This is a genomic window from Myxococcus sp. AM010 (assembly GCF_013372585.1).
GTDB classification, from domain to species: Bacteria; Myxococcota; Myxococcia; order Myxococcales; family Myxococcaceae; genus Myxococcus; species Myxococcus vastator.
In genome coordinates this window covers 1-14583 of record NZ_JABXEO010000004.1, presented here as the reverse complement: position 1 = coordinate 14583, position 14583 = coordinate 1, and the positions used below count along the sequence as shown (strand labels likewise).

The following is a 14583-nucleotide window of genomic DNA, read 5'->3' as shown; positions in this document are numbered from 1 at the left end:
ACTCCCGCGCGCTACTGCTGCATCGAGTATTCGTCCGGGGCCTCGAAGTCCACGGGTGGGACGGCCGGCGCCATCTGCCCCGCCGCGTCGAAGGCCTGGATGCGGGCCCGGTAGCTGCGGCCGTCCTCCATGGCGAAGGTGCCGCTGCAGGCCTCATGGCCGATGAAGGCGGTGTTGTTGCTCACCGGCACCACGTACTGCTGCACGCTGGGGCCAGGGCGGCGCGGCTCCAGCTTCACCACCAGGTACGCCGGGCTGGACTCCTTCAGCGACAGGTTGAGGCGCACGAAGCGGGCGGTGCCCTGCGCGGTGCGGCGCAGGAAGCCCTCGGAGACGGCGGGCCGCTTGAGCCAGCGAGGGGCCGCCTTGTCCGGCCCCGTGCCCGTGCGCCACTCGGGCAGCATGGTGCCCCGGCCGTTGAGGAGCGCCACGTTGGGCAGCGACTCATCCACGCGCAGCGTGTAGCGCTTGTCCTCCTCCATGGCCCCGGCCGGCTTGAGGATGACGGTGACGCGGCCCAGGCTGCTCTCCCAGCCGCGCCGCACCGCCACCTCGACGACGTGGCTGTCCGACACCAGCCGCAGCTTCTTCCCCACCAGCGCGGCCACCTGGGGGCGCGCGGTTCCGACGCCTTCCAGCAGGAAGCGGGAGTTGGTGGGGATGATGGAGCCCGGTGTAGGGAAGAGCTGCACGCCATCCCCCAGGCACTGAGCCGCGGCGGAAGAGGCGTAGAGCGATACGAGCAAGGGGACCAGGAGTCTCAGCACCATGGCCCAAGTCTGCGCGCCACCGGGCCCGAAGGCCAGCGAAGCGGCCGTGGAAACACACGACGTGCGGGTTGCTCCCGGCGAAAACGGCGCTCAGTGCATGCCGCCGTCTTCCTCTGGAACCGCGATGGGGCCGAACTTCGCCTCGTAGCGCTGGATGTTGTCCTGCATCGCCGCCACCAGGCGCTTCATGTGCTTGGGGTTGGTGATGATGCGCGAGCGCACCCGGGCCTTGGGCTGCTGGGGCTGGACGTAGATGAAGTCCAGGGTGAACTCGGTGTCGGAGTGGTTCACCAGGGCCATGTTGACGTACTGACCATTGGCCACGTCATCGTCCAACTGAATCTGCAACTGCATGTCCGGGGGCTTCGGAGTGTCAGCCATGAGGCAGGGGGCATAGCGCCTGCGCTCGCGCGTGGCCAGTGTCACGGCGTGAGCCCGCTCTCAGAAGCCGCCCCCATGGACCCGCGAAAGACGGCGCCCTTCGAGCTGGGCCGGGGCGAGGACGCGTGCCTGCTCCTGCACGGCTTCACGGGGAGCCCCTGGGACGTGCGGCCCCTGGGCGAGGCCCTGGCGGCCCGAGGACTGCGCGTGGTGGCGCCGCGCCTGCCCGGCCATGGCACCACCCCCCGGGCCCTGCTCGACGTCACCTGGCGTGACTGGCTGGCGGCGGCGGAGCACGCCCTGCACGCGCTCCGGGGTCACCGGAGTGTGTTCGTGGCGGGCCTGTCCATGGGCGCGCTGCTGGCGCTCGAGCTGGCCGCGCGGCATCCAGCGGAGCTCCGGGCGCTGACGCTGGTGGCGCCCGCGGTGCGCTTCCGGGGGCCGCGCATGTTCCTGGTCCGGCAGCTGGCGCGCACGCCCGTTCTGGAGTGGACACACCCGTGGGTGGAGAAGACGGGCACGGACATCTCGGACCCGGAGGCGCTGGCCCAGGCGCCGGTGCTGCCCGCCTTTCCCGTGGCCCGGCTGCGTGACGTGTGCGCGTTGCAGACGCTGGCCATCCGGGACGCGGCCCGCGTGCGCTGCCCCACCCTGGTCGCGGTGGCGGAGCAGGACCACGTCGTGGACCCGGAGGGCGGGCGGTGGCTCGCACGGCGCCTCACCGCGGCGCCGTCGGTGCGCGTCCTGTCCCTGCGGCAGGGGTTTCACGTCATCCCTCGGGACACGGCGGGGCCCTTGCTGGCGGCGGCGGTGGGCGACTTCCTGGCGCAGCAGCGGAGCGCCTCGCGGTGGGAGTCCGCGTCGCCCGCCGCTGGCGCCTGAGTGGGGTGCGGGCATGCGCCGAAGGTCGAGCGACGGACAGGGCATCCGTGTATGGAGAAGCCCCCATGTCCCCGCCCGACTCCCCGCCCCTGGTCGAACTGCGCGACGTCACGAAGGCCTACGCCGAAGGCGACACCACGCGCGAGGTGCTCTCCGGCGTGCGGCTCTCCCTGCGCCGAGGCGAGTTCGTGGTGCTGCTGGGGCGCAGCGGCTCGGGCAAGTCCACGCTGCTCAACCTCATCAGCGGCATCGACCTGCCCAGCCAGGGCGAGGTCCGCGTGGATGGCCGCGACCTGGGACGGCTGAACGAGCGCGAGCGCACGCTGCTGCGGCGCGAGCGCATCGGCTTCATCTTCCAGGCCTTCAACCTGCTCCCCACGCTGACGGTGGAGGAGAACGTGCGGCTGCCGCTGGAGCTCAACGGCCATGGCGGCGCGGAGGCCAGCGCGCGGGCGCGGGCGTTGCTCGAACAGGTGGGGCTCGGCACGCGCGCCAACAGCTTTCCGGACCGGCTGTCCGGCGGAGAGCAGCAGCGCGTCGCGGTGGCCCGCGCGCTGGCGCATGAGCCGCCGCTGCTGCTGGCGGACGAGCCCACCGGCAACCTCGACGAGGCGACGGGACGGCAGGTCCTGGACCTGCTGGAGGCGCTGACCTGGAAGGGCAACACCTGCGCGCTCGTCGTCACCCACGAGCCCGGCCTGGTGGCCCGCGCCCACCGCGTCCTGACGATGGAAGGCGGCCGGTTGGTGGAGGTGGAGCACACGCCCACCCGCGTGATGAAGGAGGCCCTGTGAAGGGGCTGCTGGTCCGCTCCAGCCTGCGCCACCTGGGCCGCCACCCGTGGCTGACGGCCCTGTCGCTGCTGGGCATCGCGCTGGGCGTGGCGGTGGTGGTGTCCATCGACCTGGCCAGCGGCAGCGCCCTGCGCGCCTTCGAGCGCTCCACGGACGCGGTGGCCGGACGCGCCACGCACCAGCTCGTGGGCGGCTCCACGGGCGTGCCGGAGGCGGTGTACCAGGCGCTGCGCGTGCGCCCCGGCGCCCCCGTGGCCGCGCCCGTGGTGGAGGGCTACGTCCAGGCGGCGGTGGGCGACAAGCGCACGCTCACCGTGCTGGGCGTGGACCCCTTCGTGGAAGGGCCGTTCCGCGACTACGCCCGGGGCGAGGCGGTGGGCAACGTGAGCGCGCTGCTCACCGAGCCGGGCGCGGTGATGCTGAGCGCCCGCGCCGCGCGCGCCCTGGGCCTGTCCACTGGCGACGCGCTGCCGGTGCGCCTGGAAGGACTGGAGAAGCCGCTGCGCGTGGTGGGACTGCTGGAGCCCGCGGACGAGGACACGGCGCGGGCCCTGGAGGCGCTGGTGCTCACCGACGTGTCCACCGCGCAGGAGCTGCTGGGGCACACCGGCCGGCTGACGCGCGTGGACCTGCGGCTGACCGGCGGCGACGCGCAGGCGCAGGCGCTGGCGGCCACGCTGCCACAAGGCCTGGAGCTGGTGCGCGCCGCCGCGAGGGCGGGCACGGTGGAGCAGATGACGCGGGCCTTCCGCACCAACCTCACCGCGCTGTCGCTGCTGGCGCTCGTGGTGGGGATGTTCCTCATCTACAACACCATGACGTTCTCCGTGGTGCAGCGGCGCGGCCTCTTGGGCCGCCTGCGCGCGGTGGGCATCACCCGCCGCGAGCTCTTCGCGCTGGTGCTGGGCGAGGCGGCCGTGCTGGGCGCGGCGGGGACGGTGGCGGGGCTGCTGCTGGGTGTGCTGCTGGCGCGAGGGCTGGTGGAGCTCGTCACCCAGACGCTCAATGACTTGTACTTCGTGGTGAGCGTGCGGCGGCTGGCGCTGGAGCCCTTCACCCTGTTCAAGGGCCTGGCGCTGGGGCTGGGCGCGACGCTGCTGGCGGCGCTGGTGCCCGCGTGGGAGGCCGCGCGCTCGCCCCCGGTGACGACGATGCGCAGGTCCACGCTGGAGGACGTGTCGCGCGGACGGGCGCCCCGGCTGGCGCTGCTGGGCCTCGGGGTGCTGGCCGCGGGCGCCGTGCTGCTGCGGTGGCCGACCCAGGCGCTGCTGCCCGCTTACGGGGGCCTCTTCTCGGTGCTGCTGGGCGCGGCGCTGCTGGTGCCCTGGGCCACGCAGACGGTGTCCTCGCTGGCGGCGCGGCCGCTGGGCCTGGCCTTTGGCCTGCTGGGGCGCATGGCCGCGCGCGGCGTACACACCAGCCTCAGCCGCACGTCCGTGGCGCTGGCGGCGCTGATGGTGGCGGTGGCCACCACGGTGGGCGTGGGCCTCATGGTGTCCAGCTTCCGGGGCACGGTGGTGTCGTGGCTGGACACCTCGCTCCAGGCGGACGTGTTCATCTCGCCGCCATCGCTCGTGGCGCGGCGCGGAGGCGCGACGCTGCTCCCCGGCCTGGCGGAGACGCTGCGCGACACGCCGGGCGTCGCGGGCAGCAGCACCCTTCGCGTGGCGAACGTGCGCGTGGACGGCGTGCCCACGGACCTGATGGCCGTCGACTTCTCGCGCACGCCGGTGCGGCCCTACACCTTCAAGCAGGGAGACGCGGAGACGGCGTGGCGCGAGCTGGAGTCCTCGCCCGACACGATTCTCGTCTCGGAGCCCTTCGGCTTCCACCGCAACGTGGGCCAGGGGGACACCGTGCGACTGGCGACGGACCAGGGGCCCCGCGACTTCCGCGTGGTGGGCGTGTACTTCGACTACGGCTCCGACGTGGGCACGCTGCTGATGCCACGCACCACCTACGAGCGCTGGTTCGACGACCGGGGCATCAGCGGCGTGGCGCTGTACGCGGCGCCCGGCCAGGACGTGGACGCGCTGGTGGCCTCGGTGCGCGAGCGCGCCGGAGACACCCAGGCGCTGCTGGTGCGCGCCAACCGCTCGCTGCGGCAGGCGTCCCTGGACGTCTTCGACCGCACCTTCACGATTACGCAGGTGCTGCGGCTGCTCGCCATCGGCGTGGCCTTCGTGGGCGTGCTGAGCGCGCTGATGGCGCTGCAACTGGAGCGGGCGCGCGAGTTCGCCGTGCTGCGCGCCACCGGCCTGACGCCGGAGCAACTCTGGGGGCTGGTGTCGCTGCAGACAGGGCTGCTGGGGCTGCTGGCGGGGCTGTTCTCCGTGCCGCTCGGCGTGGGGCTGGCCTACGTGCTGGTGCACGTCATCAACCAGCGCTCCTTCGGCTGGACGCTGCAACTGGCCCTGACACCCCAGACGCTGGTGCAGGCCGTGGCGCTGGCGCTGGTGGCGTCGGCGCTGGCGGGCCTCTACCCCGCCTGGAAGATGGCGCGCGCCAATCCCGCGCTGGCGCTGCGGGAGGAGTGACACATGAGCAACGGCCGGGGACTCATCGTGGGGACGGCGGTGGTGCTGGTGGGACTGGCGGCGGCGGTGGTGGCGGTGACTCGCGAGCGCCCCCTGCCCGCGCTGCGCCAGGGCGGCACGCTGACGGTGGCCGGCGCCATGAGCGGCGGCACGGAGGGCTACGCGCGCGCGGTGGAGCCCCGGGACTTCCACTTCCCCCAGGACCACGGCCCGCACCCGGAGTACCGCACGGAGTGGTGGTACTGGACGGGCAACCTGGAGACCGAGGACGGGCGCGCCTTCGGCTACCAGTTCACCTTGTTCCGCAACGCGCTGGCCCCCGAGGCCGCGCCGCGCGACTCCGCCTGGGGCACAAGCCAGGTCTACATGGGTCACTTCACGGTGACGGACGTGGCCGGTGGCGGCTTCCACGCCTCGGAGCGCTTCAGCCGCGTGGCGCTGGGGCTGTCCGGCGCCGCCGCGCACCCCTTCAAGGTGTGGCTGGAGGACTGGGAGGCGGCCAGCGCGGGCCCGGCCACCTGGCCCATGCGGCTGCGCGCGCAGACGGACACCGTGGCGCTGGAGCTGCTCCTGGAGCCGGGCAAGCCGCCGGTGCTCCATGGTGACCGGGGCCTGAGCCAGAAGAGCGCGGAGCGCGGCAACGCGTCCTACTATTACTCCATGACGCGCATGCCCTCGCGCGGCACGGTGCGGGTGGACGGGCGCACGTACTCGGTGACGGGCCACAGTTGGATGGACCGCGAGTGGAGCACCAGCGCGCTCGGCGGGAACCAGGTGGGCTGGGATTGGTTCTCGCTCCAGCTCTCCGACGGCAGCGAGCTGATGTACTACCAGCTCCGTCACCGGGACGGCGCGCCGGACGCGTTCAGCTCCGGCCTGTGGGTGCCCCCCGAAGGCATGGGTGAAGCGGTGCACGTCGGCCGCGACGACATGCAGCTCACGGTGCTGGACACCTGGAAGAGCCCGCGCAGTGGCGGCGAGTACCCGTCACGCTGGCGCATGCAGGTGGACTCGCTGGGCCTGGACCTCACCGTGACGCCGCGCCTGGCGGACCAGGAGCTCCCCGTCACCGTGCGCTACTGGGAGGGCACGGTGGGCCTTGAAGGGACGCGCGCGGGCCAGCCCGTCACGGGGCGCGGGTACGTGGAGCTGACGGGCTACGCGGACACGCAGGCGGCGCGGCGCAGGGAGTCCCAGGCGCGCGGCACGCCGGATGCGGAAACCCCGCGGAACATCCGGTAGCCAATCCTCGCCTCCAACCCGGGGGCATCCCGTTCGCCAACTCCAGACAGCCGGAATCGCCGAACGGCCAGGGCAAACGCTTTGCCGCCTGCCTGGATTGCCCGGTCCTCCGCTCCAGTGGCACGAAGAAGGTGTCAGGGGCCTTCACCGGCGCATGCCCGGTGAGAACGGGAGCGGACCATGCAACGGATGCGAGCAAGCTTTCTGATTCGAGGCGTGGACGGCAGGCTGCGGCACGGCAAGGCGCTCTTCTCGGGCCTGGCGTATTCCCTGAGGCACGACGGCACGCTGGACTCGCTGATGGCGGTCTCGGAAGGTGTCCTCACCGGCCCCTCCGCCGACTGGCTCCCGCTGCCCGAAGGCGGGCTGCGTGTGAACAGCGCGCTGCTGGAGCTGCCCGAGGACTACGGCCCCCGCCTCTTCCAGGGCCGGCCCTTCACGGGCGTCGCCCATGCCTTCACGCGCAACGGCTACTGCACCTCCGAGGTGGAATACGCGGGGGGCTTCGCCACCGAGGTGGCCGAGCAGCGCTGGTACGTGTCGGGGCAGCCCAAGATGCGCGTGGACGGCGGTGAGTACACGTCCTGGTTCCCCGACGGACGCCTCCAGCGACGAGGCTTGAAGGGCGAGCTCGTCTACGGCCTCAACACGCGGGACGACGGCCACCTGCGGGAGCTGGTGCTACGGGACGCGAGCTTCCTGGACATGGAGCTATTGAGCGCGCTGACGCCGGCGGAGGAGTTCCAGATGCTCGGCGGCGCGTTCGACACGGCGATGCTGCACACGCTGCGGGAGCAGACGGACATCGGCGCCGTCCCGAGACTCCGGCTGGTGCAGACCCGCGTGGGCGCGGAGGGCGTCGAAATCCTGGCCGCCTTCAAGAACCTGCGGGAGGTCTGGTTCGACGGCAACCCGGGCCTGGGACTCCAGGAGGCCCGGAAGCTCGAGCGGCTCCGGCCCGGCTGCGTGGCGCACCACGTGGACCCCGACGCGCTCCCGCCCGTGCGCAGGCCTCGCGCCCTGTCCTCCGCGGCCAGCGGACACACGGCACGGCCCCGGGGGTGAGGCGTCCAGGTTCCCCGTGAGGGCAGCGCGGGGCCCTACCGCTCCCTCTGCCTTTCCCTCCCCCCATCGAGGCTCGCCATTCAATCCCTGGCACCTTGCTTGCCTCTGGAGTCAGGACGCGAAGTGACGCGTCCAAAGACAGACTCCGGAGGCGGACCCAGGTATGAGCGGACTTGAACAGGGCAAGTGGTGGGCGGGCGTGCTCGGGCTGACGTTGCTGCTGAGCTGTCATGGCGGCGAGCAGCTCCAGTCGCCGCCGTCCACGGACGATGGGATTGGCGACGAGAACGAGCCACCACCACTCGAGCAGCCGGGAGACCCGCCGCCGGGCGAAGGCGAGGACCCGCCGCCGGTGGAGCCCGACGCGGGCACGAATGGCCCCGTGGGCGACGGCGGCGAACCCATTCCACAGGACAACGCGAGCTGGCGCTTCTGGGGCACCGCCGAGGGCGGCCCTCGCGAGGTGCTGGGTGTCACCCAGGACGAGGGCGGCAACATCTGGGTCGCGGGCGGCGAGGACGGCCTGTGCCTCCTACGTCCGGGCGCCACCGCCCTGCGCTGCTACACCCTGGCGGACGGCCTGAAGCCCTGGGCCCCGTGGAAGGGCAAGGACCCGGCGCCCGAAGCGCGCTACCTCAAGGTCCTCTCGGTGACGGGGGGCCCCGCGGACACCGTCTTCGTCGGCTACGAGGGCCGGCCCAACTGCGAGAGCGAGTTCTACAAGGCCCCCGGCGTGTTCGAGGACCCCGCCATCTTCAAGAGCGGTGACGCGGACCGCGTGGAGCTCCAGGCCGACGGGACGCTCCGCGTGGTGCACTACGACCTCCACTCGCCCGCGCACTCGGTGCCCGGCTATGGCCATCGCGAGAAGCTCTGCTCGGTGAACCGCATCGTCTGGGACAAGGCACGCAACAGCCTGTGGTTCGCGTCCAACCACGGCCTGGCGTGGGGTGAGCCCGACTACCAGGGTGGCGAGGCGTGCTCCAACGCCGAGGTCGTCGCCGCCAACGCGTGGGTCTACACGGGAGGCGAGCAGCGCCAGCGCTGCAAGTTCGGCGTCATGGAGCACATCCACCCCGCCATCGCGATGGGCGACGGCACCAGCGAGGACAGCCGGCTCGCCGGAGACGTCTGGGGCGTGGCGGTGCGGCCCGACGGCGACGTCTGGCTGGGCACGCACATCCGGACCACGCGGTTCAAGATCATGACCAACGCCGTGGGCCACGAAGGCACCGGCGCCCCATGGAACTTCGAGGCGGCGCGCAAGCAGAGCGAGGAGAAGAAGCACCGCGCCAACCGCATCGACCTGTGGCCGGACGCCGTGGCCGAGCCCCAGTACCCCACCCACGCGCAGCGCAAGGACGACCTGGTGAGCGACCTGGTGCTGATGCCGGATGGCACCGTCTGGGTGTCCAGCTTCGCGTGGGGACTGGCGAAGCTGAACGACGCCGGGCTGGTGACGGGCTACCTGCTGGAGGGCGACGGCGACCGCAACATCTCCTCGCTGGAGTTGGACTCGCGCGACGGCAGCCTCTGGGTTGGCCACCGCTGGGGCAGGGGCCTGACGCGCCTGCACCCCGATGGGCAGCTGAGCAGCCACAACCGGGAGCTCGGGGGGCTGTCCGCCCTGCCCGTCTGGGACATCCAGATGGTGGGCAGCGGTGACGCCCGCAAGGTGCTGGTGGCCTTCAGCGCCCAGCGGGACGCGGCGGGCACCATCGTCCGCCCCGGCGCCATTGGCATCTACAGCGGGAAGTAGGCAGACCGCCTGGCTGCCTCCCGTGCCTGCCAGGGGCGCGGGAGGCACTTCCTCCGGCCAGGGCTGCCCCCGGCGGAAAGAAGCGTCAACTTGAGGGCACTCCGCGTTCGCGGGGCGTCTCCGCCCGGCGGGGGCTTTCAACGCATTGACGAACAGAGGAGCCACCATGTCGCTACTGGGCAACATCTTGGGGAATCGTCGCAGCTCGGGCTTCGGTGGATGGAGCCGCGGCCGGAGCAGGTATGGACGCCGGGGTTACGGCCGCGGCCGGGCGGCCTCGGGCGGCCTGCTCGGTGGCTCGCTGGGCCGCATCGCCCTTGGCGGGCTGGCCGCGTTCGGCCTCCGGAAGGTGCTCGGGAACCGGCGCGCCTCCGGCTACTAGCCGCGCCGCCGGGCAGGAAGCTCGCCTGCCCGGCCCGCCGACTGGAGTAGGGTCCCTCCCCGCTGGCATCCACCATAGGGAGGGCACACCCCATGCCGAAGGCGAAGTACGTCCTGGCCCTGGACCAGGGCACCACTGGAACGCACGTCTCCATCCTCGACACCAAGCTGCAGGTGGTGGGCCGCTCCTACAAGGAGTTCACCCAACACTTCCCCAAGCCGTCCTGGGTGGAGCACGACCTGGATGAAATCTGGGCCAGCAGTGAGTGGTGCATCGCCCGGGCGCTGAAGGACGCGGGCCTTCGCGGCAAGGACATCGCCGCCATCGGCATCACCAACCAGCGCGAGACGACGGGCCTGTGGATGCGCGGCAGCGGACAGCCGCTGTCCCACGCCATCGTCTGGCAGGACCGCCGCACCGCCGAGCAGTGCCGCCGGCTCAAGGAGCAGGGCGTGGAGCCGCGCGTGCGCGAGGTGACGGGCCTGGTGGTGGACCCGTACTTCTCCGGCACCAAGCTGACGTGGATGTTCGACCACCTGAAGGGCGCGCGCGCGAAGGCGGAGAAGGGCGACGTGTGCTTCGGCACCATCGACACCTGGCTCGTCTACAAGCTCACCGGCGGCGCGGCGCACGTCACCGACGTGTCCAACGCCAGCCGCACGCTGTTGATGGATTTGACGACGCTCCAGTGGAGCGACGAGATGCGCGCGCTGCTGTCCGTCCCGGCCGCGTGCCTGCCGCAGATTCGCGGCTCCGCGGAGGTGTACGGCACCACGCGCGGCATGCGCAGCCTGCCGGACGGCATCCCCGTGGCGGGCATGGCGGGTGACCAGCAGTCCGCGCTCTTCGGGCAGGCGTGCTTCGAGCCCGGCGAATCCAAGTGCACCTATGGCACCGGCGCCTTCCTGTTGATGAACACCGGCTCGGAGCCGGTGCGCTCGTCGGCGGGCCTGCTCACCACCGTGGCGTGGCGGCTGGGCGGCACCGGCACCACCACCTACGCGCTGGAGGGCAGCAGCTTCATCGCTGGCGCGGCGGTGCAGTGGATGCGCGACGGGCTCAAGGTCATCAAGCGCGCGCCGGACATCGAGGCGCTGGCCGCCAGCGTGAAGGACTCCGGGGACGTCGTCTTCGTGCCCGCGCTGGCGGGCCTGGGCGCGCCGCACTGGCGTCCTGAGGCGCGCGGCCTCTTCGCCGGCCTGGACCGCTCCACCACCGTGGCCCACATGGCGCGCGCGGTGCTGGAGGGCATCGCGCTGCAGATTCATGACCTGGCGGAGGCCATGCGCCGCGACAGCGGGCGGGACATCCCCGTGTTCAAGGCGGACGGCGGCGCGGCGGCCAACAACCTCCTCATGCAGTTCCAGGCGGACGTGCTGGGCGTGCCGCTGGTGCGCCCGCGCAACCTGGAGACGACCAGCCTGGGCGCGGCGTTCCTCGGCGGCCTGGGCGCCGGCATCTGGGACAGCCCGGACGCCATCCGCCGCGCGTGGAAGGCGGAGAAGACGTTCAAGCCGAAGATGAAGCCGGAGGCCCGCGAGCGGCACCTGGCCAAGTGGAAGCGGGCCGTGGAGCGCGCGTGATGCGGGCGCCCCGCCCCCTTCGGTTGCTGACGGCGCTGCTGGCGGTGGGCACGGGGGTGGGGTGCCCCATGCGCCCCTGCGAGCAGCACCCGCCAGCGCCCCTCTTCGACAGCGCGCTGGTGGGCGTGGGCCAGCCGCTGGAGCTCACCGTCCCCGGCGCCTTCAACGAGTGCGCCTCCGCGAGGGAGGACCGGGCGCAGTCCGTCACCGTGGAGGTGAGGGACCCACAGAACCGCGTGGTCCCCGCCACCGCGGAGCTGGGGGGGCATGGCTCGTCCGCCATCGTGCGCTTCACACCGGAGCAGACGGGGCGCCACCACCTCGTCGTCTCCTTCGCGCCGGTGGGCAGCGTCCGCCAGTCCTCCCTCTACGTGGTGGAGGACCACGGCGCCCAGGCCCCCCTGGCGGAGCTCTCCACCGTGGTGGAGTGCCTCGGCGTGGACCGGACGTCGTCGGGGACGTGGCTGTGCGGCAGCCGGGCGCTGCGCGCGCCGGACCAGGAACCCCAGCCCCTGGGCGACTACTTCGCCCCCGCCGTCGTGGCAGACGACGTGGTGTGGGTGACGGAGGCCGCGCAGGTGCGCCGCTATGTCGACACCGGAAGCGGGCCCCTGGCGACCTCCGCCATGGCGCCCTTCCCCGCCACGGGCGCGCCCGCCGAGGCGCCGCCCCACGCTCGGCTCGCCACCGCGAACGAGCTGCTGCTGCTGGATGACACGCGGCTGCACCGCTACGCCTTCTCGGAAGGAGAGGGGCTGCGCGCCATGGGCTCCACCCCCGTCCCCCCATCACGGCATGCCACCTTCAACGATGGCATGCCCTCGCTGCTGATACGCGCGGGCGAGCGGCTGCTGGTGGTGCGCATCGCCGAGGCGCCGCCTCCCGCGTCAATGGCCATCGAGGCCTGCCCCTTCCAGGTCGACGCCGCGGGCGCGCCGCGGCCCGTCCCGGACGAGCCCTGCCAAAGCGTCCCCGGGCTGCCCGCGGGCCACGAGGAGGGCGTGCTGTGGGCGCACGCCGGCTCAGGCCCGGAGGGCATGGCGCTGTTCCGGTACTCGGCGGCGAGCGGCCGCCTGCGCCTGGAGGGCGTCCTGGAGATGACCGCCTCCTTCCAGGCGCAGGGCGCCAGGCGGCTGCGGACGACGGGCTTCGGAGTCCCCGTGATTTCCGCGGCCACGAGCGCCTCGGCTGCCTACGCCGTGCCCCGCTGGCGCGCGGAGACGGGCACCGTCGTCCTGGAGCTGCTGCCGTCCCCTCACGAGCGCCAGCCTCCCTTCGTCAGCGGGCGCTACTTCTACCTGGAGCACTGGAACATTCTGTACGGCGTGAAAGTGTACGCGCGGCCGTCCACACCTTGACGATGGACGGCGGTGGTAGAAAGGCGGCCATGGCATCCAAACCCACGCTGCTCGCCCCCGAGGCGCTCCAGTCCTTCCTCTCGCTGCACACCGAGTGGAAGCACGAGGGCGGGATGATTCGCCGCACCTTCGAGGCCCCCACCTTCCTCGCCGGCATCGCCTTCGTGGCGCAGGTGGCGCAGGCGGCGGAGAAGGCGGACCACCACCCGGACATCGACATCCGCTGGCGCAAGGTGACGCTGGCGCTCGTCACCCACGACGCTGGGGGCCTCACCGACCGCGACACCGCGCTGGCCACCGAGGCGGACCGGCTCTTCACGGAGGCCACGCGCGCGCGGTGAGTCCTTCCAGGTCGGTGGCGCGTCCGACGGGGCGCGGTGGCGGGGGGTGGAGAGCGTTCGGGTGCGCGCTGGTGCTGGGCGCCACGCCGGCGGCATGGGCGCAGCAGACGCCCCCGCCGCTGGAGCCTCGCCCGGAGCGGCTGTACCTCAACCCCGGCGCGCTGCTGGGCTCCGCGCGCATGGTGGCGATGGGCGGCGCGTACGTGGGCATCGCCGAGGGCGCCGCGGGGCTGCCCAGCAACCTGGCCTCGCTGGCGCACCGGGGGCCGGCCTTGGAGAAGGACTGGGACCTGGGCGTCACCCTGTCCTGGCTGGATTTGCCCTTCACCGGCTCGCGCAAGCGAGACGTGGACAACGACGGACAGCCCGACGAGTCCCACGACAGCCGGCAGCTCTTGGGCGGCCTGCTGCTCCAGTACAAGCGCTTCGGCATCGGCTTCGCGATGCGCAACAGCGTGGTGTCCTACTGCGCCACGGTCGCCTGCGCGGGGCCGGGTGAGCGCATCCGCGTGTCGCTCACGCAGTCGGTGCTGGCGGGGGCCATGTCCTTTGGCCAGGACGACTTCATCCTCGCGCTGGGCATCTACGCGGCGCAAGCCTCCTTCCGGCTGGACTCCGGAGGCACGGACCTGCGCTACGGCGACACGGGCGTGGCGGTGGACATCCTGTACCGGCCCCATGGGCGCCCCTGGCGCATGGGCGTGACGGTGCGGCCCGAGGTGGTCGGTGACTGGCGGCGCGAGCAGGACCAGGTCCCGGAGCTGGCGGGCCGCACCCTCTTCGGCGCGGTGGTGTCGCCCGCCATACTGTCGGTGGGAGCGAGCTGGCGCTTCGGAGAAGGGGCCGAGCGCTACAACCGCCTGTCTCCCGCGGCGCGGCGGCAACTGCTCGTGGAAGGAGACGCGCTGCCGGTGCCGGAAGCCGAACCCCTGGAGGCGCCCGCCGGACGCTGGCTCATCAGCGCCCAGGTGGACCTCATCTCCAGCGTGGACAACGCGGTGCCCGCGCGCACCTTCGCGTCCACGGCGGACGAGGCCACCGTGGGCAAGGGCACCTCCTTCGCGCCGCGCATCGGTGTGGAGCATGACACGGTGCCGGGCATGATTCGGCTGCGGGCTGGCGCGTACGCGGAGCCCTCCCCCTTCGACAAGCGGCCCGCGCGCCCCCACGTCACCGGCGGCTTCGAGGTGTTCGTCTTCCGCTACTGGGAGGACTGGTCCGTGACGGCCTCCTTCGACCTGGCGCGCCGCTACACCAACGTGGGCTTGTCCGTGGGCTTCTGGCGCTGAGTCACCCCGGGCGCACGGCCATGGGCGGCCAGGCAGGCAGACGCCCCAGTGGGTGTTGCTGACACAGACACGCATGTCGACCCTCCGCTAGGCGGAGCGGGGGACTTCATGCATCCAGGGTGGCGGTGGGTCCGGACCGTCGTGAGCCTGTCTCTTATACAAATCTGACGCTGCCGACGAATAGCCTTGTGTATGGTTTG

The 14583-nt window shown here is 72.4% G+C and carries 13 protein-coding genes; 11 read left to right on the top strand and 2 right to left on the bottom strand.

What is annotated here, in order from left to right; translation table 11 throughout:
- Window positions 1-11 precede the first annotated feature (11 nt).
- Window positions 12-770: a hypothetical protein gene (locus HV826_RS03560; RefSeq protein WP_176415597.1), complete on the bottom strand. Its 759-nt coding sequence runs from the start codon at window positions 768-770 to the stop codon at window positions 12-14.
- Between the two features lie 90 nt (window positions 771-860).
- Window positions 861-1151, bottom strand: coding sequence for a DUF3467 domain-containing protein (locus HV826_RS03555; RefSeq protein WP_176415596.1), 291 nt, complete (start codon window positions 1149-1151; stop codon window positions 861-863).
- A 75-nt stretch (window positions 1152-1226) separates the two neighbouring features.
- Here HV826_RS03555 and HV826_RS03550 point away from each other — a divergent pair, with 75 nt between their 5' ends.
- The 11 genes from HV826_RS03550 (at window position 1227) to HV826_RS03500 (ending at window position 14383) form a co-directional block, all read left to right on the top strand.
- The gene (locus HV826_RS03550) at window positions 1227-2033 is read left to right on the top strand and encodes a carboxylesterase (protein WP_176415595.1); all 807 of its coding nucleotides are present in this window, start codon (window positions 1227-1229) and stop codon (window positions 2031-2033) included.
- Between the two features lie 65 nt (window positions 2034-2098).
- Window positions 2099-2827 (top strand): ABC transporter ATP-binding protein, encoded by a 729-nt coding sequence (locus HV826_RS03545; RefSeq protein WP_176415594.1) that lies wholly within the window; start codon window positions 2099-2101, stop codon window positions 2825-2827.
- Complete coding sequence (locus HV826_RS03540; protein WP_176415593.1) at window positions 2824-5364, top strand: ABC transporter permease; 2541 nt, start codon at window positions 2824-2826, stop codon at window positions 5362-5364. Before HV826_RS03545 ends, HV826_RS03540 begins: the two co-directional genes overlap by 4 nt.
- 3 nt (window positions 5365-5367) lie before the next feature.
- Entirely contained in the window at window positions 5368-6606 is a 1239-nt protein-coding gene (locus tag HV826_RS03535) for a lipocalin-like domain-containing protein (RefSeq protein ID WP_176415592.1), read from the top strand.
- Between the two features lie 189 nt (window positions 6607-6795).
- Window positions 6796-7671: a hypothetical protein gene (locus HV826_RS03530; RefSeq protein ID WP_255208499.1), complete on the top strand. Its 876-nt coding sequence runs from the start codon at window positions 6796-6798 to the stop codon at window positions 7669-7671.
- Window positions 7672-7834: 163 nt separating this feature from the next.
- A complete protein-coding gene (locus HV826_RS03525) occupies window positions 7835-9430 on the top strand; it encodes a hypothetical protein (protein WP_176415590.1) in 1596 nt (531 codons plus the stop codon).
- A 166-nt stretch (window positions 9431-9596) separates the two neighbouring features.
- Window positions 9597-9812 (top strand): hypothetical protein, encoded by a 216-nt coding sequence (locus HV826_RS03520; RefSeq protein ID WP_176415589.1) that lies wholly within the window; start codon window positions 9597-9599, stop codon window positions 9810-9812.
- Window positions 9813-9904: 92 nt separating this feature from the next.
- Window positions 9905-11395 carry a glycerol kinase GlpK gene (gene glpK, locus HV826_RS03515; protein ID WP_176415588.1) on the top strand — a complete coding sequence of 497 codons (1491 nt, stop codon included), beginning with the start codon at window positions 9905-9907 and terminating at the stop codon, window positions 11393-11395.
- Window positions 11395-12753 carry a hypothetical protein gene (locus tag HV826_RS03510; RefSeq protein WP_217918486.1) on the top strand — a complete coding sequence of 453 codons (1359 nt, stop codon included), beginning with the start codon at window positions 11395-11397 and terminating at the stop codon, window positions 12751-12753. The genes glpK and HV826_RS03510 overlap by 1 nt, the downstream gene beginning before the upstream one ends.
- A 29-nt stretch (window positions 12754-12782) precedes the next feature.
- Entirely contained in the window at window positions 12783-13094 is a 312-nt protein-coding gene (locus HV826_RS03505) for a 4a-hydroxytetrahydrobiopterin dehydratase (RefSeq protein ID WP_176415586.1), read from the top strand.
- Window positions 13091-14383, top strand: a complete 1293-nt coding sequence (locus tag HV826_RS03500; protein WP_176415585.1) for a hypothetical protein — start codon at window positions 13091-13093, stop codon at window positions 14381-14383. Before HV826_RS03505 ends, HV826_RS03500 begins: the two co-directional genes overlap by 4 nt.
- The last annotated feature ends 200 nt before the right edge of the window (window positions 14384-14583 follow it).

What these genes read in the sequence shown, in the direction of transcription:
- HV826_RS03530 (WP_255208499.1), top strand. Translation starts at nt 6,796, where the DNA reads ATGCGAGCAAGCTTTCTGATTCGAGGCGTGGACGGCAGGCTGCGGCAC.
- HV826_RS03550 (WP_176415595.1), top strand. Translation starts at nt 1,227, where the DNA reads ATGGACCCGCGAAAGACGGCGCCCTTCGAGCTGGGCCGGGGCGAGGAC.
- glpK (WP_176415588.1), top strand. Translation starts at nt 9,905, where the DNA reads ATGCCGAAGGCGAAGTACGTCCTGGCCCTGGACCAGGGCACCACTGGA.
- HV826_RS03505 (WP_176415586.1), top strand. Translation starts at nt 12,783, where the DNA reads ATGGCATCCAAACCCACGCTGCTCGCCCCCGAGGCGCTCCAGTCCTTC.
- HV826_RS03510 (WP_217918486.1), top strand. Translation starts at nt 11,395, where the DNA reads ATGCGGGCGCCCCGCCCCCTTCGGTTGCTGACGGCGCTGCTGGCGGTG.
- HV826_RS03525 (WP_176415590.1), top strand. Translation starts at nt 7,835, where the DNA reads ATGAGCGGACTTGAACAGGGCAAGTGGTGGGCGGGCGTGCTCGGGCTG.
- HV826_RS03560 (WP_176415597.1), bottom strand. Translation starts at nt 770, where the DNA reads ATGGTGCTGAGACTCCTGGTCCCCTTGCTCGTATCGCTCTACGCCTCT.
- HV826_RS03545 (WP_176415594.1), top strand. Translation starts at nt 2,099, where the DNA reads ATGTCCCCGCCCGACTCCCCGCCCCTGGTCGAACTGCGCGACGTCACG.
- HV826_RS03535 (WP_176415592.1), top strand. Translation starts at nt 5,368, where the DNA reads ATGAGCAACGGCCGGGGACTCATCGTGGGGACGGCGGTGGTGCTGGTG.
- HV826_RS03555 (WP_176415596.1), bottom strand. Translation starts at nt 1,151, where the DNA reads ATGGCTGACACTCCGAAGCCCCCGGACATGCAGTTGCAGATTCAGTTG.
- HV826_RS03520 (WP_176415589.1), top strand. Translation starts at nt 9,597, where the DNA reads ATGTCGCTACTGGGCAACATCTTGGGGAATCGTCGCAGCTCGGGCTTC.